The organism is Roseovarius conchicola (genome assembly GCF_041403425.1).
Taxonomy (GTDB): domain Bacteria; phylum Pseudomonadota; class Alphaproteobacteria; order Rhodobacterales; family Rhodobacteraceae; genus Roseovarius; species Roseovarius conchicola.
Window position 1 is genome coordinate 1,019,866 of record NZ_JBGEHK010000001.1, and the last position, 26,455, is coordinate 1,046,320.

The window sequence follows — 26,455 nt, forward strand, 5'->3', positions numbered from 1 at the left end:
GGGTAAGAGGTTTCCAAGCAGCCGCGCGGATATCGACTTTAACAGACGTGTCATTTGCTCAGACCGATAATATGGATCCGGTTATCGGGTTGGGGCGAAACGTTGTGCATCCTTTGCAGCCGCTCTCATAGGCTTTCATATAAACGTGTTCGAATTGCTCGAACGTAATGTCTTCCGGGCAGTTCACCGTTTTCGAGATGGCGCTGTCAACCCAGGCCTGCGCAGCGGCTTGCATTGCGACATGCTCGTGCGGGTCAAGCTCCATCGCCGTGACCATCGCGTCAGGCAGGTCGGCATCCGGCCCAAAGAGCTGCCGGTAAAGCCACACGGCGTAATCCTCGACATTCTGGATCGTCTTGGACCCGTCCGCCTTGGTGAATGCCCTTTTGTAAGAGATCGCAAAGACAGGTTCGATCCCGGACGAGACATTTCCGGCATACATCGACGTTGTCCCGGTCGGCGCAACGGTGGTCAGCAACCCGTTACGTAAACCATGCCGCATGATCGCCTGACGCACCTCAGGGTCAAGCTTCTGAATGGTCGCGTGTTTCTGATGGCGTGTGCGATCATAGAGCGGGAAGGCCCCGCGCTCGGCAGCCAGGTTCGCAGAGGCCAGGTAAGCAGCATTCTGAAGCGTTCGCATCCAGCGCGAGACATGTTTGGCGGCCTCATCGGATCCGTAACGCACCCCAAGCATGATCAAAGCATCGGCAAGACCCGTCACCCCGACCCCGATGCGCCGTTTGCCTTTCGCTTCCTGTTCCTGTTCGTGGACTGCAAATTCCGAGATATCAATCGCGTTGTCCAACATGCGCACGGCAATTGCGGCCAAACGCCTGAGCTCATCCAAATCCAGTGCTGCAGCGGGCTGAAAAGGCGCATGGACCAGCCGGGCAAGGTTGATCGAGGCCAGGGGACAGGTGCCATTTGGTGGCAAGGGTTGTTCGGCACAGGAATTCGTCGAGGAGATCTCTTCGAGGTAATTGAGAGGATTGAGGGCGTTGATGCGATCAATGAACAGAACGCCCGGCTCTGCGGATTCATAGCTCTTGCGCAGGATCATTTGCCACAGCTCCCGCGCCTTCACTGTGCGCACGCACCAGCCATTCCAGATCAGATCCCAATCTTCATCCTTGTGCACTGCCTCCATGAAGGGGTCGGTGACCAAAACGGATACGTTGAAGTTCCGCAATCTCGTCGAGTCTTCCTTGGCGGTGATAAAGGCTTCGATATCCGGGTGATCACAGCGCAGGGTGGCCATCATGGCACCGCGCCCCATGCCCGAAAGAACCATTTTGCAAACCGCGTCGCAGATTTCCATCGCGGCCAACGGGCCTGCCGCGGCACAATCCAGCCCTTTGACATAGCCGCCTTTCGGGCGCACGGTCGAAAAGTCAAACCCGATCCCGCCGCCCATCTTCATGGTCAGGGCGGCCTGTTTGGCCGTATCCATAATCCCCTCGACGGAATCCGGAATTGTGCGCATGACAAAGGTGTTCGAAAGCGTCACATGACGCGCCGTCCCGCAGCCCGACAAAATCCGACCTCCCGGCAAAAGCCGATAGCTGGACATCGCATCATAGAACTGTGCTTCGATTGCCGCGCGCTTGTCCGGTGTCTCGGCGGCGGCGAGACCCTGCGCGACACGTTTCCATGTGTGCGCCACGTGTTGATCGATGATCCGCCCCTTGGACCGGTATTGATATTTTGAACGCCAGATACGTCGCGCCACGGGGTTCTCGACGGTGGTATCTTTCAGGTAAGGGCGTGTTTCCAGTTGCATTTTCCGACCTCCGTCATTCAAAAAACGACTAACCTAAGATTTGATTCAATGTGTTAACAACGCATAGGAATTTGAAGATATGGTTAACGACGATAGGTGGTCGCCCTTGCGGCCCCGACGTCTTTGGCATGCGGCATCTACCACGGCGCTCAGCGCCGCAGATCAGCTTGCAACCTTGGTCAATTTGAGTGCCGCCGCCCTGCCCGATTTCGGCACGACACTCCCGTTCCTCTTCGGCAGTCCCATGAAGGCGCTGCTTTCTGCGCGCTGCAAAGCACCGGACTTCGGGCCCGTCTTTTTGACTATTTAGGAAGAATTGTCCGGATCTTCCTGTTTCGGAAAGCACGCAGATTCAGCGCCGTTTTACCCTTTCTAAATAGAGTGACCGTCGATGACACATGACCAAAGGGTATTCTCATGATCAAACTTTTCGCCTGCCTTGGTTCCGGCAATTGTTTCAAGCCGTGGCTTGCGCTTCACCAACTCCAGATACCGTTCGACCTACAACTGGTTGACGTACTGGCCGGTGAACAGCGGTCCGACTGGTATACCGACATCAACCCGAATGGCGTTGTGCCCTTCATGGTGACTGAGGATGGACGGTATATCGGGGAAAGCAACGCGATGCTTTGGTACCTGGCCGAAGGTACCTACCTGATGCCTGCCGATAAAACAGAGCGTGCGCAGGTCTTGCAATGGATGTTCTTCGAGCAATCAAAACTGGAACCATTCATTTCTCCGGCCCGGTTTTTCGCCGCCATCCTGCCGCAGGAAAAACAGAACCGCGCGGCGGATATCGCGACCTGGAAAGAGGCTGCCAAGCCCGGCCTTGAACGTTTGAACGCCCATTTCCAAGACTGCAAGTTCATCGTGTCGTCGGGATACTCGATCGGTGACATCGCAGTATTCGGCTATGTCCACGTTCTGGAGGAAGCGGGCCTGTCCCTGGCGGACTACCCTGCCATTGCGCGCTGGATTGATGACGTGCGCAAGACCAAGGGGTTCCTGCCACTTTCCAAGCTCGGCTCAGAGACGAGTAAAGCAGCGTAACTCGGCGGGCGGGGAGTTCATACATGCACGCCAGAAACAAGACCCCCGACCCGGACGTTGTTGCCTCCGAGCAGGTGGACAGCGGCGCAGGTCCTGGTGTTGATCCGTTTGCCGCAGCACGCGGGCTTTCGACTCCTGTCTGGGTCTTCGACATCGACCGAGGTCGCGTGGTCTATGCAAACGCAGAAGCCTGCAAAATGTGGCAGGCTAAAGATGAAGAAGAACTGCGCGCGCGGGACATGGCCAGCGACATGTCGCCCACGGTGGGGAAACGGCTGAAGCAATATCAGTCAGACTTCATCAAGCGGCGGGCCTCGTTCCGCGAGATGTGGACACTCTATCCCAATGATGTGCCGGTCAGCTCGACAGTCGAATTCCGGGGGTTTCGCCTTTTGGACGGGCGCATGGGCATGCAATGCGAGGTGTTGGCGACAATAGGCAAAGAGCCGGAGAACCTGAGAAGCGCCGAGGCTTTGCTGCATACTGACGTGATGATCGCACTATACGCTCTGGATGGTCCCGCGCTTTACATGAACCCCGCAGCCCGCAACATTCTGGCGGACCCGTCCAAGTGCTTCTCGACGCTTTTTGCCAACTCTTCCGACTACCACGTGACAATGTTCGAGCTGGATCGCGCCGGTGAACACCGCTTGGTGACACAGATCAACACCGCATCAGATGCGCATTGGTTCGATCTTTCGGCAAAGTATTGCAGTGACGCCGTAACCGGCCAACCCGCAGTTCTGTTGACCGCAATTGATGTCAGTGAACTCAAGATCGCGCGGGATCAGGCGCGCTACCTCGCGGATCGCGACCAACTGACGAAATGCTACAACCGGGCCTTCATGCAAAGGCATATCGAGGAACTCGCCAATTACGGATCGGTGCGCCACTCACTGCTCTACTTCGATGTGGATCGGTTCAAACAAGTCAATGATACGTTTGGGCATGAAGCAGGCGACAAAGTGCTGCAAGAACTGGCCTTGCGAGCGCAAACAGCAACCGGCCCCGACAACTATGTCGCACGTTTGGGGGGGGATGAATTTGTTATCCTTCTGAAAGAAGATGCCGGGCAGAACAGCGCAATCCAGAAGGCCAATAGCGTATTTGACAGGTTATCCGGCGCTGTCCATTGCGGCTCGACCAACGTCCAGGTCAATGTCAGCATGGGGGTTGCCAGCTTTGAACCGGGCAAAACCGATTTCGAGACGGTTCTTCGTCAGGCCGATATCGCACTATACCATTCAAAGCGCGAGGGACGTAACCGGTGCACATTTTACGATTCAGAGATGGGCAAAGCCGCCCAAAGCCGTGCCTGCCTTGAAACCGAGATACAAGACGCCCTGACGCGGCGTGAATTCATTCTGCACTACCAACCCAAGGTCGATCTGCATTCGGGCGACGTGGTTTCGATGGAAGGTCTGGTTCGCTGGGATCATCCGAAACATGGCATCATTGCGCCAGACAGGTTCATCCCGGTCTGTGAAGAAACCGGCTTGATCGAGAGTCTGGGTCAACAGGTTCTTGAAATGGGGTTCGCGCAAGCCATGAAATGGCACGAATCCGGGCTGGAGATGCAGCTCTCTCTTAACATCTCGCCTCGTCAGTTCAGCGATGCACGCTTGATGGAAACGTTGAAGTCCTTTTCAAACGCCCCCGGTTTCCCAACCGGGAAAATTGAACTTGAGGTCACGGAAACGGTTTTGATCGGTGATCTTGAGGGGATTACCTCAAAACTGAAGGCCATAACCGATATGGGATATCGGATCGCGATAGATGATTTCGGAACAGGTTACTCCAATCTCTCCTATATCTCCCGCATTCCACTTCACTGCCTTAAAATTGACCAGTCGTTCATAGAGCAGCTTCCAAAATCGGGGCCGATAATCAGTTTGATACTGGCCCTGGGACGCCAAATCGGCGCTACGATTGTTGCCGAAGGCGTCGAAACGAAAGAGCAGTACGATTGGCTGAAACGGCATCAATGTGACCAGATCCAAGGGTACTACATCGCTCGGCCTGCCCCGATCGGCGAGTTGGAAAAAAGCATGGAGCAGTTGCGCGAAATCACATGATTTGCGTGCTTAGGTTGATAGAAATCGACCACCGAAACATAGTCCTATTAAGACATGATAAATCAATTTGGTGGTGCCCCCACACGGACTCGAACCGCGGACCTACTGATTACAAATCAAGTAGCAAGGGTGTTGCAAGGGTGTGCGACCCATTGCGATGCATTGCATCCAAGCCATTGTTTTTAATGGTCTAACAGTGCCAGCTACATTGCGAGGCGTTATCATTCGTTACATGCGAATGCGACGCGTGATTTGTGAAATTGTCTGCCATATGTCTGACAGGATGAAATGAGAAACTGGTCGAATCTGGGTTGAGAGAATGGCCCGGCCATGCGCCGGGCAATATCCAACCAAGCCCAACATACTGATTTGAAATGATGATTTCAGACCGGGAAAAGTGATCTTATTTCTTGTTGATCCGCAGATCCCCGTCGCCCTACGGATAAAGAGGCCAGACCAGAATTAGGTCGGCCAGTTTGAAAGGGTTTGGATATGGTTGAACGTGTCAGATTGACGGATCGCTCGGTTGCAGCGCTCAAGGCGCGGGACAAGCGATATGACGTATCGGACAGCCTGCGGGTTGGTCTTCGCGTTCGAGTAACCCCGACTGGGATCAAGACTTGGGTATTCGAGAAGCGCATTCGTGGCGGGCCGCTGCGTAGCCACACCCTTGGCCGCTTTCCAGCGATCAGTCTATCCGAGGCGCGGGAGAAAGCCATCGCGCTTGAGAAAGAGGCCATGGAAGGCGTCGACCGCAAGGCCGAGCAAATCCGTAACACAACGGTCGCCACAGTTTTGGACGCCTATAAGACGCTTCATCTCGACAACCTGAAATCCGGCACTGAGCGTTACCGCCAGTTACAGACCGCGTTGGCTGACCATTCGACCAAACCGATTTCCAAGCTGACCCGGCGCGATATGCAGGCTTTCATTGACGCCACCGCAGCACATGCCCCAATCCATGCAAACCGATACAAAGCGGCATTAAGTGCATTCGGAAAGTTCGCATGGCAGCGGTCATATACGGATGAAAACATCGGCGCTGGCTTGTCAAACGCTGTACGTGAAAAACCACGCGACAGGGTTCTAACTCTGGACGAAATCCGCGCCATCTATGACGCCGCCGAGTTCCTCAACCCCCTGTGGACACCGATAGTTCGCCTGCTCATTCTGACCGCGCAACGCCGCTCGGACATTGCGCACTTACGCTGGTCGGAGGTCGAACTGGAGAAGCAACGCTTCACCCTGCCTGCTGTTCGTACCAAATTGTCTGTCGTCAGAGTTTTTGGAACCAAGATCGGCGTAAACTAAGTGAGTGTTCGGCTCATCTGGTTTGTGTGATTATGCTGCGCGCTGGCTGTGATGCAAGCGTCGCGTTTCGAATGTCTTCCGTTTGATCCTTTCTCGTTGTTCCAGAATGGCTTTGTCACGTCCGAAGTAGACATCGGCGGGTGTGACGTTGTTCAGGCTCTCATGATAGCGCTGGTGGTTGTAGTGATCGACGAAGGCTTCGATCTGGGCTTCAAGATCACCCGGCAGGAAGTAGTTTTCGAGCATGATGCGGTTCTTCAGTGTTTGATGCCATCGCTCGATCTTGCCTTGGGTTTGCGGGTGATAAGGTGCCCCGCGAGAGTGCTTCATGCCCTTGTCTTTCAACCAATCAGCAAGGTCGCCCGAGACATAGCTGGATCCGTTGTCGCTCAACAAACGTGGCTTATGAACGACGTGAACTTGATCGCACCCGGAGGCCTGCAAGGCTAAATCGAGGGTGTCTGTCACATCCTCAGCCCGCATGTTCGTGCAGAGTTTCCATGAGATGATGTAGCGGCTGTAATCGCCCAGAATTGTGCTGAGATAAAACCAGCCCCAACCCAGAACCTTGAGATAGGTGAAGTCGGTCTGCCACAGCTGATTGATGGCTGTTGTCTTATGCTCAAACTCATTCGCGGCTTTCAACACGATGAAGGCAGGGCTGGTGATCAGGTCATGCGCCTTGAGCGTGCGATACACCGTAGATTCCGACACAAAGTAGCGCTCTTGATCGGTGAACGTGACGGCCAGCTCGCGCGGCGACAGTTCCGTCTCTTTCAGAGCGAGATCCACAACCTTGCGCTTCACTTCAGTGGGCACCCGGTTCCAGACATGATTTGGCTTTGGTGATTGATCATGCAAACCAGCCTCACCGCGCTGCAGATACCGATCATACCAGCGGTAGAATGTGGTGCGGGGTATACCCAGCTTGGCCAATGTCCGGCGCGCCGAAAGATGGCTCTCTTCGACCAACCGAATGATCTCTAGCTTCTCAGATGCAGCATACCTCATTCGTGGTCGTCCCCATCGCCCAGCATGCTTTTTTTGAGAAGGCGCAATTCAAGCGTCTGTTCTGCGACAACCTCTTTGAGATCCTTTGCTTCGCGACGCAGCTCCTTGACCTCATCAGTGTTCGCGGCACGCGCTGTGTCCCCAGCCAGCCGGTTTTTGCCCGCCTCCATGAAGTCTTTGGACCATTTGTAATAGACGCCCTGTGATATGCCCTCACGACGACACAGCTCGGCAATGCTGTCCTCGCCACGCAAGCCGTCCAGCACGATACGGATCTTCTCTTCGGATGAATAATGCTTGCGCGTGGCGCGTTTGATGTCTTTGACGATCTTCGCGCCAGGGCTCTTCGTTGTCTTTCTCATCGTCCACTCCTCAGTGGTTACGATGAGCCAGAAACTCTCCCTTATCAAATACCGCTATTTGGACCCATTGGCGCTGACGTCAGACAGTTCGACCCCTTCAATGGTTCACAAATTAGCTGGAGGATGCCGCAGTTCTGCCAAGCGAAATCTTACGATGACATGTTCTGTGGCTGGGATATCGACAAGAACGTGCCGATCATCAAACCAGCCGCTGGCGAATGGTGCAAATCCGACAAGGCACGCCGATACGTCAAACAAGAAATGCGATATGACACTCTGAACCGTACCATTTCAACCGACACTGGCAGCATTCTCAACACGTTCAGAGGGTGGGCAACAATGCCTGTCATGGGCGAATGGCCTGCAATTTCATATCTGATCCGAGAGGTGATTTGCGCCAGCAACGAACAGGCTGCGGAGTATCTGCTGAACTATCTCGCACACATGATTCAAAAGCCCATGCAGCTGCCGGGAACGGCAATCATCCTGCAAAGCGAGGAACAAGGCACTGGGAAGTCCACGTTCATGGACCTGATACGAGAACTGCTAGGTGAACGATACTGCGCCACAACCGCTGATGCCAGTACGCTGGTTGGCCAGTTCAACAACAGCGCCAAAGAGAAAATCCTACTGCACTTTGAAGAGGCCGTAGCTCCAAATGACCGCGCTGTGGAAAGCAAGGTCAAGGCGCTGATCACCAACAAGACCATGACCTACAATGCAAAGGGGATTGCCGCCGTTGAGGCGCGGAATTGCGCGAGGGTGTTCATGACGTCCAACGCGTCACAGGTTGCTCATATCGCCCGTCATGACCGCCGTATGTTCGTTTTGGTGGTGTCCCCACGACATGCAAATGACTGGGGCTATTGGGATCAATTCAGGCGGCAATATCCACATGAGATGGAAGCATTCATGCATGTTCTGCAGACCTCCGATATCTCTGGTTTCAAGCCGGGTGCCATCCCGCACACTCAGGGCCGTGACGACCAAAAGCTTGAATCTGCGGTTGGGCCGGAACGGGTTCTGCGTGATTTGCTGGAGAGCGGCGTTCTGCCCCCATGTTCACGAAACGTCGGCGGAGCGTGGGAGGTGCGAACCAAAGCGCTTGCTGAGCATTTTCGGAATTTTAACATTCGCGTTGGATCAAATGCCCCGCAGCCTGCTAGGGTGTTGAAATCGATTACCTTGGTACCGGGCCGCAATCGCACAATGACCGTCAGTGGTGACACAGCACAAACCCACCGGGTGATCACCATCCCAGCTCTACAAGCCGCGCGCGCAGCGTTCCTCCAGCATATGAATGTGGCTGCGCATGACTGGGGTGACGCTGACGACGCAGATTGGTCCTTGGAATGACCCCCTATGTAGGTGGGGGTGGGGGTGGCAAGAGCCGGGAGGTCTTAATTTACACTTGAAGGAAGTCTGAGGACCTAATCCGGTTTGGTATAGCTGTTCAAGCAAGTTGGTCTTTCGATCTGACCGAGCCTGTGCCTGCTTCCGATCCGGTACTGGCATAGCCAAGATCGGAAAAGGCAATTTATCTAATCTAGGTTTGGCATTGGGCCATCTCAATTGGTAGAGATGACCTTAGAAAACGCAGGATAACGCTTTGATGCATCGAAATTTCCCAAATGGAATTACAATTGAGGACGTTGAAGGCGGACTGTTGGTGCGACAGGGAGATGAGGCATACGTCGCCCGAAACTGGCACCTAACTCAACCCGTTGAAAATTTGGTTGAAACCGCGTTCGAATGCGGCCTGAATTGCATGATCCGTACCGATCATCCTCGTAAAAACTCCCGCTGGCCTAACACGAGGGGTGTCGTCTATCTCGCGTTCTCGCCTACGGCAGATGGGCAATGGTCGTTGGCCATCGACACGTTCCGCGAGAAAAGCGGGGAATTTGGGCACGCAGTTTTCAATGGAAAGTATCACGAGCAGTTTGTTGCGGCAGGCCTTCCTTTCACATTCGAAGCGCGGAACAAAACAGCGGGTCATCTGGTTGTCGCGCGGGACTATGTTGTTCCAGCAATTCGGGCGCTTTCAGGCTTCGACCATTCCGTTCTTACCCTTAATCACAAAGCGCATGAGAGTGAGGGTTTCACGACAGAGTATGTGATTCAGCGCGAGATACTCACCAATTGGGAAAAAACGCCTTGGAGTGCATGCTACGATATAGTTCAGGACGAGTACCCTGTGGATGGCGGTTTGAATTCACGTCGTATCGACATACTCGCCCGAGACAGAAAGACTGGTGATTGGCTCATAATCGAACTAAAGCGAGCCGAAGCGAACGCAGCTGCCGTCCATCAGGTGGCTGACTACTTGCTGGCACTTGGCCAACGCGACGAGTTTGCCCATGGTCGATTGAAAGGCGTTCTAGTGGCAGAACGGATTCCGTCTGCGGTTCGGGTGTTGGCAAAAAATGAATCTATAGCCACCTACGAGGTGAATTGGCCTCTAAGCCTGATTCCAACAAACTAATTCTAAACGCTCCGCTGCAACGATATTCGCAAGTGTCCTACGACAGTTTCCCTAGAATCGACAAATAAGACTTTGGCCAGTGTCAAATGCACCAAGATGTTCAATTTTTGCGTCATACCCACGTGGGTCTTTGCCGCGTTCAAACATGATCATTGGGTTTAAATGCATGAGTCTTGTCAGGGACTTTTGCAACATCAACAAGTGGATGTCTTTCCCATAACCCTTGACTGAGGGATGCAGGTTAGAAATTCGGTTGCCGATCATTCTGTATGCGGCATTGGCAATTGTGGAAACTTTCGTAGGGCGGTCCCGCTCAAGCAATGCTGCTAGCGCATGCGGCTCGTAAGGATTTGCGCCATCGTGCATGCGTGAGTAGTCGATTTTGGTAAGCCGATTGCCCATGTCAGGTTTCCACAGATGAGCGCGAAACTTGGGTTTGCCCCCGCTCCCGTCCATCACATAGACGAGCGCGTGGCTGATTTTGATATCGGGGTCGATTTCGCTCCACTTAAGGCAATTGTCTTGCATATCTGCCAATGCCACCTCGAAATCGTGGTAGGTATAATATTTGCGGCCATAGAGAGGGTTGGATAACAATGAACCTCCCTCGGCAGGCTTTCCGTACAAGCGAAAAGCGCCGAAAACGCGATCATTTCTTATTGCGTGATTCAGGTCAAACCGCATCTGCTTTTCATCAAACTCCATCCCCTCAGGCACCGCGTTTATCATGATCTCACCCCTTATTCTTAAACTGCCATCATTGTATTGGGATTTCGCACTCAACCCAATGAAAAATAAGATGCTTTGGGAGGTTTCGATAACGTGAATCAGGCCGCATTGCGACCCAGTGCGCGGCGTTCGTATCTGCCCTACAATGACCCTCAAAACGGTGGAGGCGGCTGCAATGACCCCAGAAGAAGAAGCCAAGGTGTACCATGCGTTGACGCTGAGAGCGCAAGGCGGCGACGCGGACGCGGCGCGGATTCTGTTCGGCGAGAAATCGAAGCGCATTCGTCCCGTCAAATTCAGCGAATGCGAAACGCTAGATCAGCTGAAACGGGCGTTCGAGCGGTACATGGCCCAAGCTGACATTACGAAGGCCGAGTCTGAACATGCTGCCAAAGCGTTCGACCGGCTGTTCAAACTCATGGTTGCTCAAGACGAGGCGAAAACCCTTCACAGCAAACAACTGGGTCAGGTGTCCGGCCTAATGCTTGTCCCGGTCTTATCAACGACAGACTGGGAAGCCGAAGCATTGCGCTCGCAAACAGCGCTGAAACTTCAAGCGCGACACTGAGTTTATCCGCACATTGCGGTTGTCGTTAAACGACTAGGACCAATCTGAAGCCCTGTTTGACGGGCACAGCTGATATTGAAAACATCAAACCGCGCTGAACTCCCAAAATATCGATCACCTGCTTCAACTTGCAGCAAAAAACTGATACTTTTCTACAAGCTAGTTACCTTCAACCATTTGTTTGTTGGGAAGCGTCTTCGAATATTGGAGTTTCAATTTAATGGTGTCAAACGTCGCTATCGCACGCCGGTTCGCACGCGCCGACAAACAAGAACTTAGAGACCCCGATTATTTATCTTACTTCGGTTCAGAACCCGATGGTGTCTACAAGTGGCCTGACCTCTATGAACAAACCCCCTTGGTTGTCTTGGGTGAGGGGCGTTCGGGCAAGACATACGAGTTCGAAAGACAAGTGGATTTACTGCGCAAGTCCGGAAGTTTTGCGTTTTTCATTCCACTAGAGTTATTGCATGACGAAAATTTTGAAGACGCGTTGACTGAGAAAGATGCGGTGGCATTCGAGGCTTGGAAGGGAAGTCCTACGGCTACCGCCTATTTCTTCTTAGATGCCTTGGATGAACTAAAACTCAGAGAGGGTTCGCTGCGTACGGCCGTTAGGAAGCTCCATTCAGCTTGTGAACCGCATTTTGCACGAATGAATTTGGTGCTTTCCTGTCGCCCTGCCGATTGGCAGTCCCAAATCGACAGCCAGCAATTAGAGCCGTTTTGCGTGGCTCGGAATTCGTTTAGTCCCGCCTCAGAATTAAGAAACAACCCGGAGGCGGTCGGTCAGAGCGATGGCAGCCACTCTAACCCATTTGGGAGCTTGAGACGCACTGCCGGTCGGCTGTTTATTGGGCTAAAACGCGCCTTTTCTTCACGTGGATCAAATCGAAATGACGAAGAAGACCACGGTAGTGAAGCCTATTTTCTGCAGGTGGTTTCGAAATCGGGATCAGTGCAAGGGAAAGTTGGCACTGAAACAGAGCCCGAAAACAAGAACGAGAACATCTCGCCGTTCATCGTCACGCTTTTACCTCTTAGCCAAGGTGAGGTAAGAGATTTCGCTCAAAACTACTCTCCGAATTTTGCCGATGTTTTTTGCACCCATTTGGAAGCACATGATTTTTGGCATCTTTACCGACTGCCTGCTGAGATCATTAATGCTTTAGATCAGCTTGTTACCGGAGTTCCATTGGGTTCATTGGAAGATCAGCTGAAGCTAGGCATTCAGCGAAAACTACGTGAAGAACAACCAAATAAACCTCGAGCACTGAGTGCTGAGAAAGCCCAGCATGGTGCCGAACGAATTGCTCTAGCCATGTTTCTGCTAAAGAGGCGTACACTAAATGTCGAGAAGAGCGACAGTCCTGACGCGCTGGATGTAGGAGACATCCTGACGGACTGGACGCCTGATCAACAAAAGGAGCTAATTGGGAAAACCCTATTCGACCCGAGTGGTATCGGTTCCGTGCGGTTCCACCATCGGTCAACTCAAGAATACTTAGCAGCAATGCGACTGCATCGTTTGCGTGAAGATGGCATGCACGAACGCGACATATTCGCTCTCTTGTTTGGCGAAATCGGTGGCGAAGCGGTTGTAAAACCAAGCATTGCTCCGGTAGCTGCTTGGTTGGCCCTTTGGCATGCCGATATTCGGAGGGATTTGTTGGAACGAGAGCCGGGATTGCTGTTTCAGCAAGGGTTACCAAGTGCGCTATCAATGGATATTCGAGCTGAGGTTTTGCGTGAATATACTCTTCAATACTCCGGGAAAGGATGGTGTCGTTCTGGCATTGGGCATCAAGAACTCCGGCGAGTCGCCCACCCAAGCCTAGGTGCGGTCGTCCGCGAGCTTTGGGTGGATGCCTGCACAGGTCATGATAGCATGGAACTCTTGCTTGAAATGATTTGGCTTGGGCCGATGCCAGACTGTGCAGATTTAGCGCTGACAGCGGCATTAGATCAAAACTTAGACGCGTATCATCGAATCTACGCATCGCGAGGTGTCCTTGTTGCCGGAACATCGGATCAAAAACGCACTCTCGCAGAAGCGGTCTCAAACAGGGTCTTACCACAGCGGGTTATCAGGAACATTCTACCAGAAATGGTGCCGAACCTGATAAACTCAGAGGCGTTCTTGACACTTATCGATGGTTTAGATGTCGTTCCAAACTCTGTTCATGGTTTGAATTATGCAATTTATCAGACCGTCAAAAACGACCAACTCAGCCAAGAAGAACAAGCCGTTCTGCGGGATCGATTAGCCGATGGAATTTGGGCATCGCGCCGAGACGATTGCCGAATGTATCAAGCGCACGCGGAAAAGGATCACTATCAGGATGGACTCATTGCGTGTTGTCAAACGACGGTCCCAATACAGACAGAAGATCCCTCGGCTTGGGCACGGGCGCTTTCCATCGCCATCCACTTCGGAGAGCGACACGAAAGCATCATTGCGGAGAAAGAATCGAAAGCAGTTTGGTCAGAACTTGGCGCGAACTCCAGACTTCGGGAGGCTTATTTTTGGGCGTGCCTGCAATTAGCGGATGAGATGGAGGGGCATGAAGATGATTGGCCACGGTTTATTAGGGCCACGTCGGATAGTAGACGGTCGCTCCGTTATGACACCAGTGACCAAGCTTGGCTGCTTGAGGCAGTTGCGCCAGCCGCTGACAGAAACCGTAGGGGCGTTGCCTTCCATGCAATCACACAGTTTTTCGACATTAAGGAAGACCAACCTCTTTCCGAGAAGTTACTAAACCGAGTGGAAGACAGGCAGGATTGGACTGAAACCATCCATCGAATATTGAACCCGCAGCCTAGGGAACTCGACGAGTTTGATCTTGAAATGCGGGCTCATGACGCCGAACGCGAGACAGAGGAAGCGCAACGTGTCGCCGGATGGCTTGAATGGCGGTCTGAAGTTCTGAATGATCCCGACTACCTCTTGGGTGGTGAGCGTCGGCTCGGTGTTCTGTACGACGCAAAGAAAGTCATAAGCCAGGCTGTCGACAAAGATAGCACTTGGGGACACTGGGACGGTGCAACGATTGCTCGTACGCTCGGCGAAGACTTTCTGGAATGTTATCGTCGCGAACTGTCGGTATTCTGGCGGGCAACAGACGTTCAGCTCCGGAGCGAACGGGTACTAGAGCAACGCAATAGCTATCCTCACAGTTGGCTGCTTGCCCTGGCTGCAGTGAAATCTGAAGCAGAAACAATTGGTTGGGCAACATCTCTTTCTTACGATGAGGCAGTTAGAGCTGCGCGGATCGCATGCATCGAACTGAATGGTTTTGGCGGATACATGGCCACGTTGGACGAGGCGCATCCGCAAGCTGTTGCCGATGTGGTTGCGGGTGAGGCATTTGCTCAATTAGGACAGCTGGAAGAAGTGGGTCAGGCAGAAATGTTCCATGATGTCCTGTATAGCGGAACTGGAAATATGAAGGCCGCCTTGGCGTTCCGGGTAGCGCCTCACGTAGCGGATTTCGTTTCAGCGGAGCAAGATGGTGCAAAGAATGCTCTGGAGTATGCAGTTCGCATAATCGCAGAAGATGGGAACCCCGATACTTACGCCTTGGCCGTCAGTTCTCTCGAGCAACAACTCGAACAAGATGCAATTCTACCTGCTGATTTTGTGCTGTCGCTCCTTGCAATGCTGGATCCTGAAACCGGGTGCCAACGCCTCTTACTTGAAACAGAGAATTTGGACACTGCCGAAAAACGTGAGAATGCAATCAATGCATTTGCTAACGTGTTTGGTGATAGGCACACTCGACGGGTGCCAGACTTGGCCAAAATTCCCGAAGAGCGCCGTGTGCCACTTTTGAGAAATCTAGTATTGCGTGTTTACCAAGCTGTTCGTCGAGAAGATGATGTCGAGCATGAAGGTACATACACGCCGGATTTGCGTGACAATGCACAAGACGCAAGATCGTTTCTGCTTGAGTCTCTCCTGAATACGAAGTTGCCGGAAACTTTGGCTGTCATTCATGAATTGGCCGAACAACCCGAATTTGCGCATATGCCAGATAGACTGCGTCAGATGGCCTATGAAATCGCAGCTCAGATGAGTGATGTGACCCCGCATCCGCTAACCGCCTTTCAAGCAATGGATCGGGAGGGCGCTTTTATTCCGTTCGACAATAGATCACTGCTGACAGCCATGATGACGAGACTTGACTCGTTTGAACACGATGTCCTGCATGCTGACGATACGCCTATCGAAGCTCTGCGTCGCTTGGATCAGGAAACCGATTTACGCAGATTCATCGCAAACTGGTTGCGCGGTCGAGATCGAGGTGTCTTCGATTTTACGCAAGAGGCTGTCGTGATTGACGAAAACCGTACGGATATCCGCTTCCACCCTCACGCTATGCAAGGCTATGCCACCGTGGAGTTGAAACGAGAAACTTGGAGCGTACGACAGTTGGAGGAGGCGCTTGTCAATCAATTGGTTGGCCAATACTTACAGCACGAAATGTGTCGAACCGGTTGCCTACTTATTTGCCAAGCTAATGGTAAGCGTTGGCGACATCCTGACACCAATGCATGGATGTCTCTTCCGGAGGTGGTCAGCCATTTGAACTCTATAGCGAGGCAGATAATGACGGCGCGCCCAGAACTACATTTAGCTGTAAAGGGCGTTGACTATTCTTGAGTGCAAACCTGCAATCGGGCAGTAGTTACAAAGACTCCACATACGTGAGCGCTATAATAACATTTAAAAGCAACGCCTTGATATAAGAATACGAGAACTCTGAGCTTCTTATACATCTTCATTCGTCACATTTTGTGCCGACTGCCTGTGTTGAATTTTGATTTTTCAATCAACAACGTATTTTCATATCAAAACATATCAACATATTGAAAATATGAACAAAATCCCGTTACAAAATTTGTGACCCAGTCAGGTTTATCCGTACTGGGCGTATCATTCGGTTGTAGAGTGAGGATGAACCAAGCCTGAATCGCAGAATGTCTGCTATATGTCTGCTTGTGGGTTCACCCGTTCTCCTGGGTGCCTAAATTTAACACAACTATTTGATTTTAAAGGATTTTATGGTGCCCCCACACGGACTCGAACCGCGGACCTACTGATTACAAATCAGTTGCTCTACCAGCTGAGCTATAGGGGCACGAACGCCGAGATACAAAACCGCCGCGCGCTCTGCAAGCAAAATTACACGACAATACCGCCCCCATGCCGCGGTTTCGCCCGGTTCGGGGCTTAGAACCCGTAAACCGGTTCAAAAAACCGGTTTCACGCCCCCCGCAACTGCCTGTATATGACGGTTGCGACCCCTTGGAGCCACGGACCAAAGATGCAAGTTGTCATTCACGCAGGCGCGCATGTCACCGATGAAGACCGGCTGGTCCACTGCCTGATGGCCAACCGAGACATGCTGGAAGAAAAGGGCACCAACGTGCCCCACCCGACCAGCTATCGAAAACTGATCCGTGATGTGATGCAAACCACCCGGATGGTGGGCCTGATTGATGAAACCCGTGATGTGGTGCTGGATGCGATCCTTCAGGGCACCGCCAGTGACCGTCTGATCCTGTCCAATTCCGGTTTCTTCGGCACCCCGAAAATGGCCGTCGGGACAGGGTTGTTGTACCGCGCTGCCGAAGACCGGCTGTCGGCCCTGCAGCAGATTTTTCACGGCGACCAGATCGAGCTGTTTCTGGCGATCTGCAACCCGGCCACGTTCCTGCCAGCGGTCTTTCACAACACCCCGATCAACAGCTTTGACGAGTATATGCGCGGGGCTGATCCGCGCGTCGTGCGCTGGTCCGAGATGATCGCCCGGGTGCGCGAGGCGTATCCGGATATGCCGATCACCGTGTGGTGCAACGAGGATCTGCCGCTGATCTGGTCCGAGGTGGTCCGCGAACTGGCCGGGCTGGATCCGATCTCCGCCTTTGAGGGCGAATATACCATGCTCGAAGAAATCATGACCGAGGCGGGCATGCAGCGGTTCCGCACTTACGTCGAGTCCCATCCCGGCATGTCAGAGACACAAAAGCGCCGGGTCATCGCTGCGTTCCTCGACAAATTCGCCCGCGATGAGGCGATTGAAGAAGAACTGGATATCTTTGGCTGGACAGATGGGCTGATCGACGATCTGACCGAGATTTACGACGATGATCTCTACGCGATCCAGGCCATTCCCGGCATCAATCTGATCACGCCCTAAGCGCTCACATTCCCAACGCTTCCTTGTACATCTCCAGAACCGCCTCTTCTTCGGCGATGTCGTCCTTGTCACGCTTGCGCAGGGCAATCACCTTGCGCATGACGCCGGTATCATAGCCGCGCGCCTTGGCCTCGGCCATGACCTCTTTCTGCTGATCCGCGATGTCCTTTTTCTCGGCCTCCAGCCGCTCGAACCGCTCGATGAACTGGCGCAGCTCGTCTGCGGTAACGCGGTAACTTGTATCGGAGGACGTATCGGACATGGGCGCACCTATTTGGTTAGCTGACGGGTTGAAAAAGGGTCAGGGCCTTCGTCCTAGCGCCGCGTGCAGCCCAGATCAAGACGCATCCCGCCCTGTTGTGATTGAAAACCAGCGCCCCATCCGTTAGGCGCTGTCTGGATAGGCAAACCCGAAGGAAAATGAACCATGCAAACTCTGATCTGGATCGGCGCGGCGGTGTCAATGATAGGGCTCCTGGGGCTGGTGTGGTGCATTTACACGGTGTGGAAAGCCCGCAAAAGCGGCGCCAGCGATGATGAGCTGCGCGCGGCCGTGCAAAAGGTTGTGCCGTTGAACACCGCGGCACTGTTCCTGTCGGTGATCGGGTTGATGATGGTGGTGCTGGGGATCATCCTCGGCTAGGCGGCTCACCCGGCCAGACGGCCAAAGAACCCCTGCCCGTTTCGGATCATGTCATCCAGTTTTGCATGCGGGCGCCACAATGGCGAGATTGGCGCGAGCGCCTGCATCTTTTGATAGAGTCCGAACAAGCCGTTCAGATCGGCCCAGAAAAGCGGGCCACCCCGACTGGCTGCAAATCCGAAACCGCGTACCATCAGCAGATCAAGATCAGAGGCGCGCCTGACCGCCCCCTCGGCGATCAGGGCAACCGCTTCGTTCACCACCGCGCCATGCAGGACCGCGCCAATGACGTGGCCGTCGAACCCGGCAGCCCGATCCCCCCGGGCCAGATCGGCAAGCAGGCCGGGGATATCGGGATCCCGGGACACCCTTCCGGAGGTGTGGGCATAAACCCCTTTGCCCACTTCTGCGCCGATCCGGTCTTGGGTAACCAGCGCCGACAGGAATGTTGTCTCAACAGGGTCCAAACCTTTTTGGTCTGCATAGGCGGTCAGCCGCAGTTGAGCCCGGGCCAGCCCAACCCGGTCCATCATCACGAACGGCCCCGTGGCAAACCCGAGATCGTGCGCTGCCTCATCGACTTCGTAAGGGTTGGCCCCTTCGCTGGTCAATTGGCAGGCTGCAGCAAACAGGGCGTTGCTAAGCCGTGCACCGACCGTACCTGCGGGCAGCGTCGTCTGGATAACGCTCCGCCGGAGCCGTGCCAAAGCGGTCAAGACGGTCGCAACGGCCTGCGGATCGGCCCCGCGCGTGATCGAAAGTTCCGCCACCTGCGCGATATGGACCGGACGATAAAACTCGATGCCGAGCGCCCGACCCGTTTCGGCCAGCGCGCCCGCACGCGCCCGGTCAACCCTCGATCTGATCGCCATCCAAACCGCATCGGGGCGCAACCGATCGGGTGACAGCCCAACACCCTGCCCGCTATCCAACACCAGATCGACCGCTGCAATCTGCCCCGGCTGATCCACGATGCTAAGCCGTTCCTGCCGGGTGGCGCGTTGGGCCGGATCGCCCTGCGCCTTGGCCCGGACCCGGTCTATTCGATCCGTGAGATCGGCGGCACTGGCACCATCACTGGCAAGCACCGAGACTTTGAACCCCGCTTCGAGACAGGCAATCGCGGTCTCGGCGACCAATCCATCCGCGCCAAGCAGGGCCACATGATTGACCTCGCCGGGCGGCGATTTGAGCCGGGCCGGAGGACGGGCGGCGCGATGCCCGGCCAGAACCAGATGCCGCGCACTGCGCGCCTCGGGCGAGGCTAAGCGGTCCTTGTAAAGGCTGTGTTCAAAGGCCAGCCCCTGCGCAAAGGGCAGAAGTTGCGCGGCCTCGACGCAAGACAGGATATCGCGCTCGACCCCGTTTCGGTTCGATAGCTGCGCGGCAACCGTGCCTATCGACTTCTGGAACCCCAGCGGGTCGGAAAACCCCAGAGTGATCTCACGGCTTTTCGGCGATTGGCCGCGCGCCGCCAGATCCCGGGCAACGGCCAGCGCCTGCTGCGTCGGGCTATCCGCTGTTAGCTGCGTCATCAGGCGTTTCAGACGCGGATCAGCGGCCAGAATGGTTTGCCCCGTCAACAGCATTTCAAGGCTTTTCTGCGCCCCAAGGATACGCGGCAATCTTTGCGTGGCACCGCCCCCGGGCATCATGCCCAGCTTCACCTCGGGCAGGGCAAAACCCGTGTCGCGCTGGGCCACACGGGCATGGGCCGCCAGCGCCAGCTCGAACCCTGCCCCCATTGCCATGCCATGCAAAGCACAGACCACCGGCTTGGGACTGTCTTCGATCAAAGCGCAGATGTCGCCGAGGGAAGGTGCTGTCGGTTCGGCGTCAAATTCGGAAAGGTCATAACCAGACGAAAACCCGCGCCCGGCCCCGCCAAGGACGATCGCGGTGACGTCGGGCTGTTCGATGGCATCTTCGAGGGCAAAGGCAAGGTCACGACGCACCGCAGCGGTCAGCGCGTTGTTGGGTGGGCGTTTCAGCGTGATCAGCGCAATGCCGTCCCGCTTTTCTGTGTCCACCTGCTCTGTCACGCCGTGCCCCTTTTGCACCGGTCACCCACATGACGAACATTACACTCAAATCTCGTCATGCAAGCAAGCGCGAAGGCAGCATCAGGGTCTAGACAGGCATGTTGTCAAAGCGCGCCTCGATGGCTTCGCTCATCAATTCGTCGGCCAGGTTGCGGATGTCCTTGGGCACGGTTTCGTGCTGCTCATCCAACTGCGCCACCAGACGGGTAATTTCCGGTTCAAAGGCCAGCCGGTCCATTTCGGCGACGTCTTCGATCTCGGTCTTTAATTCTTCAAGTCTGTTCAGAATGTCTTTCATAACCTCCTCCGTTCTTTTTCGTTATTTGTTTGATGAATGACTTTATACAGCACAATCCTTGCACAGGGGAGTGTCCGGCAGAACATCCAGCCGCGCAGCGGAAATCGGGTCTTCGCAGCGCACGCAGATACCATAGCTGCCATCGCGCAACCGTTTCAGTGCCGCGCGGATGCGGGCGATTTCTTCCTGGCCGCTTTGGCCCAGCTGTTCCAGCACTTCCTCGCCTTCCCGCTCGACCGCCGCTTCTTCCCAATCCTTGGAAACGGGTTCGTCCAACTCAGACTCGATCGCGTGCAGCCGGGTGTCCAACTCGCCCAACCGCGCCAGCAAAGCTTTTCGATATCCGGCAGTATCGGTCATAACCCCTCCTCTTGATTTCGTGAATATGTTAACAAACCATGGCAGGGGGCACTTTGACTTGCGTCAAGCCCCACGGTTGAAACACATGCAAGAAATGCTATGTGTTGTTCAAACGGGAGAACGCCATGTCACCAGAAGTCACCGCCTTTTTTGACGATGCCACCAATACGATTTCCTACATCGTGCGCGATACTGCGGGGCGGACCTGTGCGATCATAGATTCAGTGCTGGATTTCGATTACGCCTCGGGGCGGACGGACACGCGGTCGGCGGATCAGATCATAAAGTTTGTGCGCGACGAAGGATTGGAGGTCGCGTGGCTTCTGGAAACCCATGTTCATGCCGACCACCTGTCAGCAGCACCTTACCTGCAGGAGGCTTTGGGTGGTCAGATCGGGATTGGCGACAATATTCGCGTGGTGCAGGACACATTCGGCAAGGTGTTCAATGAAGGCACCGAATTTCAGCGCGATGGCTCGCAGTTTGACCGGCTTTTTCACGAGGGCGACAGCTTTCACATCGGGCAGTTGCGCGGCGACGTGTTGCACACGCCCGGCCACACCCCGGCCTGCATGACCTATGTCATCGGCGATGCGGCCTTTGTTGGCGACACGCTTTTCATGCCCGATTTCGGCACGGCGCGCTGCGACTTTCCCGGCGGGTCATCCGAGATGCTCTACCAGTCCATCCAGAAGATACTTGCGCTCCCCGAGGAGACGCGCATTTTCGTGGGCCATGATTATAAGGCCCCCGGGCGCGACGTCTATGCGTGGGAAACCACCGTGGGCGAACAAAAGGCCCGCAACGTGCATGTGGGCGATGCCACGCCTTGCGAAGACTTCGTGAAAATGCGCGATGCGCGCGATGCTGAGCTTGCGATGCCAAAACTGATCGTGCCCTCGTTGCAGGTGAATATGCGCGCCGGGCACATGCCGCCCGAAGATGAGCAAGGCAATTTGTTCCTGAAAGTGCCGGTCAACAAACTCTGACCGCGCTAACCATCTGCCGGTTGTGGCAGGGTCTCGGGCGGCGGTTTTGCACCCGGGTCCGGTTTGACAGGGTCACCCGCCACGTCGGCTTGGGCCGGCAGCATGTCGAGATCGTATTCAAACGTGCTTTCTATGGCGGCAGGTTCAGGCGTGATTTGCCTGTTTGCCTGATCTTCGCCACCATCGTGATCAGAGACAAGCCGCACAGCGCGCAACCCGTTCAACTGGCCCAGCCGCACCTCGGCCACAAAATGGCTGCCCGGCGCGATCAACTGCGTATTGTCAATCGACTTTGCGGCAATTGGCAGCGCCATGCCCACTTTCAGACCCCAGATATCTTTCAACGGCATTTCGATCCGCGCCATCACCGCGTCTAAGGTTGCCGTTGCCTCAAGCGCGTTTTGCGCCAGAGTATCGGTGCCAGCTTTGTCGGCGTTATCCTGCCCCGGCTTGGGCCCCTTCGGGGCAGTGATTTGTGGTACAAGCACCGAGATCACACCCGTCTTGGCCCCCTCGGCAAGGTCGACGGTGATGGAGTAAAGGTCATACCGCCCCCCTTCCAGCGCCAGACCAAGAACGCGGGCATCATCCACCTTGTCGCCAAACCGCAGGGCTTTGGGAAGATAGGCCTCATCCGTCTCGCGCAATTGGGCATCAAACCCGTCCAGCACGGCATCCAGAAAAGGGGCCGCCATTGCTGCATCGGTGCGGGTGTACGTGCGAGGTTGCGCCGCTGTGGCCCGCACCTCGCCCGTGATCTGGGCCTCGATCAACGCGGCGATAAACTGCGTATCCAGCTTGACGGCACCGCGCTGCCCGCCTGCCCCATCCAGCAGCATCAGCAACCCGTCATCGCCCAGCTTGTCGGGAATGGCATTGGCCCCGATCGTCACCTGTTCGACCGTGGTGACCGACAAGGCCAGTTCAAACAACGTCTCGGCAGACTTGGCCAGGGACAGGCGCAAGGCCTTGGAAGGCGACATTGCGCGCGCATCAAACCCTTCCCGCCCCACACGGGCCTTCCTGTGAATGATCGAAGATGTGTCCGTCAGGGCCATTCCTGTCGCCGCAGCCTGTTTGTGAGTTCAGACTGCAGGTTACCCGGAATTTGGTTACCAAAGCGTTTCGCGGATCACCGACGCGCCCCGGACCACACGGTTATTGCGCCGCCATCTTGATCGCCACCGGCAATCTCACGCGAAACGATGCCCCGCCCTGTCCGGGAAGATAGCTGATCCCGCCACCCAGCCGCGCCATGATCTCGCGACAGATCGACAGGCCAAGGCCCGCACCGCGCGCTTCGTTCTGTCCGACCCGGGTGAATTTCTCGAAGATCACCATTTGCTGATCTGTGGACACGCCCGACCCGTTGTCGGTGAAATCAATCAACAGGTCATCGCCCTCGGTCGTGGTGCGGATGGTCACCACCGGATCCTCGGCATCGCAGTATTTGCGCGCATTCGAAATCAGGTTGATGAACACCTGCGCCAGCCGATCAAGATCGGTGTTCAGCATGACGTCTTCAGCCTCGCGGTTGCGCCGGATGGTCAGGGCGCGCGCATCCCCGCTCGATACGGAGATGCAGCGATCCAGCACTTGCCGCAACGTGCCATGTTCGACATTCAGGATCACCTGGCCGTTTTCCAGCACGCTGAGGTCCAGAAGATCATCCAGCAACCGGGTCAGGCGCAAGGCCTCACCATGGATGATCGTGGCGTATTTGTCCTGTTCATCGGGCGTCAAATCATTGGTATCGAGCAGAATTTCCGAAAAGGCCCGCAGCGATGTCATGGGGGTACGCAGTTCGTGACTGACCTGGGACAGGAACGTGTCTTTCTGCTTGGACATCTGGGTCAGTTTTTCATTGGCATTGCGCAATTGCCGGGCTGTATGGCTGAGTTCCTGCGACTTGGTTTCAAGCTGGCTGGAATACTCCATGATCTGCGCGGTTTCATCGGCCACCGCCATCAGATCCTGCACCGATACCGTGGCCCCACCCACGATTTGTGAGATCATCGCATGGGCCGTCGCCCCCCCGACCGAGCCGGACAATTCCCGCTCCAGCTGTTGCAGGAAGTCAGGAGACGGTTCCGGCAGATAGCCCGGCAAACCCTGACCCCGTGCCGCCTCGGCAAAGAACTTCTGGGCCTCGGAGGCCCCCATGATCCGTTGCGACATGATCAGCAGGTCTTCGCTCTGCGCCAGCCCCCCGCTCCAGCTGCCAGTGGTGGCGGAATGCTGGAACACATTAACGAACTGCGCACCCTGCAAACGCTCCAACGGTGTCGGAAAGCTGAGCAGTGAGATGGCGATAAAGGTGGCCGTGTTCAGCAACATGCTCCACATCACCGCATGCACCAGCGGATCCATGCCCTCGGTCCAGAACAGCGCATAGGGCCTGAGCCAGCTCATTCCCAGAAACCCGTGATCAAACACCTCTTGGGGCATCAGGGCCGAAGGGCCAAAGCTGGGCAGGAACAAGCAGTAAAGCCAAACGGATGACCCCACCAGCAAGCCAGACAGCGCCCCGGTTCGGGTCGCGCCACGCCAGAAGATACCGCCCATCATCGCCGGCAGGAATTGGGCCACGCCAGCGAAAGACACAAGCCCCATCGCGGCCAAGGCCGCTCCGCCGCCCGACATGCGGAAATAGACATAGCCCAGAAAGACCACGCCCGCGATGGACAGGCGCCGCGCCAGCAACGCCACTTGTCGTACATCGCCCGATACCACCGCGCTGCCGCCGGTGGTGCGCAGCCAGATCGGCATCACGATATGGTTGGACAGCATGGTCGACAGCGCAATCGCCGCCACGATCACCATTGATGTCGCCGAAGAAAACCCGCCAAGGAAGGACAGGATCGCCAGCCCGTTGCGCCCTTCCTGCAACGGCAGGGTCAAGACGAACAGGTCGGGATTGGCATCAGAAGGCAGCAGGTCCAATCCGACGGCCGCAATCGGCACAACAAACAGGCTGATCAACATCATGTAGGCCGGAAACGCCCAGGAGGCCGTGCGCAGATGACCTTCATCCTCGTTCTCGACAACCATCACCTGAAACATCCGTGGCAGACACAGAAAGGCCGCAGCCGACAGCATGGTCAGGCCGACCCAACGGCTGCCCGGAACCTCCCAAGTGGCGATTTTGGACTCGTCAATCCGCGCCAGGGTTTCGCCAATGCCGCCGGCCAGACCCCAGACCACGAAAACGCCGACCGCCAGAAGGGCGAACAGTTTCACCACCGCTTCAAGCGCGATGGCCATGACCACGCCGTGATGGCGTTCATTGGCATTGAGGTTACGCGTGCCGAAAAGAACAGTGAACAGCGCCAGGCCAATGGCCACCCACAACGCGGTGGCCTCGATACTGGGCAGTTCCGATCCGGGGTCGTTCTGGGCAAAGGCGGAAAAGGACAGTGCGACGGATTGCAGTTGCAACGCGATATAGGGTGTGGCCCCGATCACCGCGAGCACCGTGACCAGCACAGCCAGCAGGTTGGATTTGCCGTAGCGCGAAGAAATCAAATCGGCGATCGAGGTGATCCGCTGACTGCGCCCGATCCGCACCATCTTGCGCAGCGCCCACCACCAGCCGACCATCACTAGGCTGGGGCCGAGGTAGATCGTTAGATATTCAAGGCCCGAGCGCGCCGCGAACCCGACAGCCCCGTAAAACGTCCAGGCGGTGCAATAGATCGACAGCGACAGCGTATAAATCCACGGGCTGCGCAACCAGCGCCCCCGGCCCCGCAAGGCCGCGCGATCTGCACCAAAGGCCACCGCGAACAGCAGGGCCACATAGAGCAGGCAAACCAGAACAAGCATGTTCAGTGTGACCATTCACGCGTCCTTTTCGGCGTCGGCCTTTCGGTCGTCCGGGGCGAGATAGGCCTGCAACACAGCCCCCAGAACCGCAAGCATGACCCAGACGCCAAAGACATAACCCATCACATGGGTGGTCCGCACAGCGCCGTTTTCGCCAGAACTCCAGAGCATCGGCAGCGCCAGCAAGACGACGCCAAAGATCGGCAGCATCCGTGCCGCATCAGCCATCCTGCGTCGGCGATAAGTGGCGCGTTCCAGAAAAAGCGGCTTTTGCGCCTCATCGCTCATGGCGCCACCAGTTCACGAACCGCATCCAGCACCTCGGCATTGGAAAACGGTTTGGTCATGAAACGGCTGACGCCGAACCGTTCGGCCATCTCGCGGTCTTTCACCTGGCCGCGCGCGGTCAGCATCAGAACCGGCAGATCGGCCATCGCCTCGTCGGCACGCATTTCCTGCAAAATCTCAAAGCCGCTTTTGCCCGGCAACATCACGTCCAGAATCACCAGGTCGGGCGCGCGGCTGCGCACCGCATCCACCGCGTCGTGGCCATTGGAGTGGGTTTTCACCTCCCAGCCTTCGCGTGACAGGATAAAGCTCACGGCCTCGATGATATTGGGCTCGTCCTCGATCAGAAGCACTTTCTTATTCATCTATTATAGTCCCCCCTCCACCCGGGCAGGCCCCGGCGGTTCGCTCACTATGTGAAATCACGTCG

General features: G+C 55.5%; 22 protein-coding genes and 2 tRNA genes. 11 read left to right on the top strand and 13 right to left on the bottom strand.

All coding sequences use genetic code 11. From position 1 onward, the window contains the following. Window positions 1-58: 58 nt before the first annotated feature. Entirely contained in the window at window positions 59-1,783 is a 1,725-nt protein-coding gene (locus V6N02_RS04970; RefSeq protein WP_371224383.1) for an adenosylcobalamin-dependent ribonucleoside-diphosphate reductase, read from the bottom strand. 79 nt (window positions 1,784-1,862) lie between these two features. Between V6N02_RS04970 and V6N02_RS04975 the strand changes: the two genes are divergently transcribed. The 3 genes from V6N02_RS04975 (at window position 1,863) to V6N02_RS04985 (ending at window position 4,908) form a co-directional block, all read left to right on the top strand. Continuing rightward, the gene (locus V6N02_RS04975; RefSeq protein WP_371224384.1) at window positions 1,863-2,093 is read left to right on the top strand and encodes a hypothetical protein; all 231 of its coding nucleotides are present in this window, start codon (window positions 1,863-1,865) and stop codon (window positions 2,091-2,093) included. Between the two features lie 107 nt (window positions 2,094-2,200). Continuing rightward, complete coding sequence (locus V6N02_RS04980) at window positions 2,201-2,833, top strand: glutathione S-transferase family protein (RefSeq protein WP_371224385.1); 633 nt, start codon at window positions 2,201-2,203, stop codon at window positions 2,831-2,833. Between the two features lie 23 nt (window positions 2,834-2,856). Beyond that, window positions 2,857-4,908 (top strand): putative bifunctional diguanylate cyclase/phosphodiesterase, encoded by a 2,052-nt coding sequence (locus V6N02_RS04985; protein WP_371224386.1) that lies wholly within the window; start codon window positions 2,857-2,859, stop codon window positions 4,906-4,908. 71 nt (window positions 4,909-4,979) lie between these two features. Here the strand turns inward: V6N02_RS04985 and V6N02_RS04990 are convergent. Further along, window positions 4,980-5,067 (bottom strand) — tRNA-Thr (locus tag V6N02_RS04990). 333 nt (window positions 5,068-5,400) lie between these two features. Between V6N02_RS04990 and V6N02_RS04995 the strand changes: the two genes are divergently transcribed. Continuing rightward, the gene (locus V6N02_RS04995; RefSeq protein ID WP_371224387.1) at window positions 5,401-6,219 is read left to right on the top strand and encodes a tyrosine-type recombinase/integrase; all 819 of its coding nucleotides are present in this window, start codon (window positions 5,401-5,403) and stop codon (window positions 6,217-6,219) included. 30 nt (window positions 6,220-6,249) lie between these two features. On the opposite strand, the gene V6N02_RS05000 is transcribed toward V6N02_RS04995, so the two are convergent. Further along, window positions 6,250-7,592 (bottom strand): IS3 family transposase gene (locus tag V6N02_RS05000; RefSeq protein WP_371224388.1). Its coding sequence is split into 2 segments (ribosomal slippage): window positions 6,250-7,265 and window positions 7,265-7,592, totalling 1,344 coding nucleotides; the frame shifts between segments, so codons are not numbered across the junction. On the opposite strand from V6N02_RS05000, the gene V6N02_RS05005 reads away from it, so the two are divergent. Both V6N02_RS05005 and V6N02_RS05010 read left to right on the top strand, forming a co-directional pair. After that, window positions 7,524-8,948: a primase-helicase family protein gene (locus V6N02_RS05005; protein ID WP_371224389.1), complete on the top strand. Its 1,425-nt coding sequence runs from the start codon at window positions 7,524-7,526 to the stop codon at window positions 8,946-8,948. The two genes, V6N02_RS05000 and V6N02_RS05005, sit on opposite strands and share 69 nt — an antisense overlap. Before the next feature lie 412 nt (window positions 8,949-9,360). Further along, the gene (locus tag V6N02_RS05010; RefSeq protein ID WP_371224390.1) at window positions 9,361-10,077 is read left to right on the top strand and encodes an endonuclease NucS domain-containing protein; all 717 of its coding nucleotides are present in this window, start codon (window positions 9,361-9,363) and stop codon (window positions 10,075-10,077) included. Between the two features lie 51 nt (window positions 10,078-10,128). Here the strand turns inward: V6N02_RS05010 and V6N02_RS05015 are convergent, their stop codons facing one another. After that, window positions 10,129-10,806: a hypothetical protein gene (locus V6N02_RS05015; protein WP_371224391.1), complete on the bottom strand. Its 678-nt coding sequence runs from the start codon at window positions 10,804-10,806 to the stop codon at window positions 10,129-10,131. 145 nt (window positions 10,807-10,951) lie between these two features. On the opposite strand from V6N02_RS05015, the gene V6N02_RS05020 reads away from it, so the two are divergent. Further along, window positions 10,952-11,374 carry a hypothetical protein gene (locus V6N02_RS05020; RefSeq protein WP_371224393.1) on the top strand — a complete coding sequence of 141 codons (423 nt, stop codon included), beginning with the start codon at window positions 10,952-10,954 and terminating at the stop codon, window positions 11,372-11,374. 220 nt (window positions 11,375-11,594) lie between these two features. After that, complete coding sequence (locus V6N02_RS05025; RefSeq protein WP_371224394.1) at window positions 11,595-16,040, top strand: hypothetical protein; 4,446 nt, start codon at window positions 11,595-11,597, stop codon at window positions 16,038-16,040. Between the two features lie 402 nt (window positions 16,041-16,442). Here the strand turns inward: V6N02_RS05025 and V6N02_RS05030 are convergent. Next, a tRNA-Thr gene (locus V6N02_RS05030) sits at window positions 16,443-16,518 on the bottom strand. A 186-nt stretch (window positions 16,519-16,704) separates the two neighbouring features. On the opposite strand from V6N02_RS05030, the gene V6N02_RS05035 reads away from it, so the two are divergent. After that, window positions 16,705-17,580, top strand: a complete 876-nt coding sequence (locus V6N02_RS05035) for a hypothetical protein (RefSeq protein WP_371224395.1) — start codon at window positions 16,705-16,707, stop codon at window positions 17,578-17,580. Window positions 17,581-17,584: 4 nt separating this feature from the next. Here the strand turns inward: V6N02_RS05035 and V6N02_RS05040 are convergent, their stop codons facing one another. Then, window positions 17,585-17,842 carry a DUF2312 domain-containing protein gene (locus V6N02_RS05040; RefSeq protein WP_371224396.1) on the bottom strand — a complete coding sequence of 86 codons (258 nt, stop codon included), beginning with the start codon at window positions 17,840-17,842 and terminating at the stop codon, window positions 17,585-17,587. A gap of 165 nt (window positions 17,843-18,007) precedes the next feature. Here V6N02_RS05040 and V6N02_RS05045 point away from each other — a divergent pair, with 165 nt between their 5' ends. Continuing rightward, a complete protein-coding gene (locus V6N02_RS05045; RefSeq protein ID WP_371224397.1) occupies window positions 18,008-18,223 on the top strand; it encodes a hypothetical protein in 216 nt (71 codons plus the stop codon). A gap of 5 nt (window positions 18,224-18,228) precedes the next feature. On the opposite strand, the gene V6N02_RS05050 is transcribed toward V6N02_RS05045, so the two are convergent. The 3 genes from V6N02_RS05050 to V6N02_RS05060 all read right to left on the bottom strand — a co-directional run bounded on the left by V6N02_RS05050 (window position 18,229) and on the right by V6N02_RS05060 (window position 20,923). After that, on the bottom strand, window positions 18,229-20,265 hold the full coding sequence (locus V6N02_RS05050; RefSeq protein ID WP_371224398.1) for an enoyl-CoA hydratase/isomerase family protein: 2,037 nt from the start codon (window positions 20,263-20,265) through the stop codon (window positions 18,229-18,231). Between the two features lie 88 nt (window positions 20,266-20,353). Next, window positions 20,354-20,563 carry a hypothetical protein gene (locus V6N02_RS05055; RefSeq protein WP_371224399.1) on the bottom strand — a complete coding sequence of 70 codons (210 nt, stop codon included), beginning with the start codon at window positions 20,561-20,563 and terminating at the stop codon, window positions 20,354-20,356. 42 nt (window positions 20,564-20,605) lie between these two features. Further along, the gene (locus tag V6N02_RS05060) at window positions 20,606-20,923 is read right to left on the bottom strand and encodes a TraR/DksA family transcriptional regulator (RefSeq protein ID WP_371224400.1); all 318 of its coding nucleotides are present in this window, start codon (window positions 20,921-20,923) and stop codon (window positions 20,606-20,608) included. A 125-nt stretch (window positions 20,924-21,048) separates the two neighbouring features. Between V6N02_RS05060 and V6N02_RS05065 the strand changes: the two genes are divergently transcribed. Next, the gene (locus V6N02_RS05065) at window positions 21,049-21,912 is read left to right on the top strand and encodes an MBL fold metallo-hydrolase (RefSeq protein WP_371224401.1); all 864 of its coding nucleotides are present in this window, start codon (window positions 21,049-21,051) and stop codon (window positions 21,910-21,912) included. A 5-nt stretch (window positions 21,913-21,917) separates the two neighbouring features. Here V6N02_RS05065 and V6N02_RS05070 read toward each other — a convergent pair whose 3' ends face one another. The 4 genes from V6N02_RS05070 to V6N02_RS05085 all read right to left on the bottom strand — a co-directional run bounded on the left by V6N02_RS05070 (window position 21,918) and on the right by V6N02_RS05085 (window position 26,390). Continuing rightward, the gene (locus tag V6N02_RS05070) at window positions 21,918-22,970 is read right to left on the bottom strand and encodes a FliM/FliN family flagellar motor switch protein (protein ID WP_371224402.1); all 1,053 of its coding nucleotides are present in this window, start codon (window positions 22,968-22,970) and stop codon (window positions 21,918-21,920) included. A gap of 100 nt (window positions 22,971-23,070) precedes the next feature. After that, window positions 23,071-25,752, bottom strand: a complete 2,682-nt coding sequence (locus V6N02_RS05075) for an ATP-binding protein (protein WP_371224403.1) — start codon at window positions 25,750-25,752, stop codon at window positions 23,071-23,073. Beyond that, on the bottom strand, window positions 25,753-26,025 hold the full coding sequence (locus V6N02_RS05080; RefSeq protein WP_371224404.1) for a hypothetical protein: 273 nt from the start codon (window positions 26,023-26,025) through the stop codon (window positions 25,753-25,755). After that, window positions 26,022-26,390 carry a response regulator transcription factor gene (locus V6N02_RS05085; RefSeq protein ID WP_371224405.1) on the bottom strand — a complete coding sequence of 123 codons (369 nt, stop codon included), beginning with the start codon at window positions 26,388-26,390 and terminating at the stop codon, window positions 26,022-26,024. The genes V6N02_RS05080 and V6N02_RS05085 overlap by 4 nt, the downstream gene beginning before the upstream one ends. Window positions 26,391-26,455: the final 65 nt, after the last annotated feature.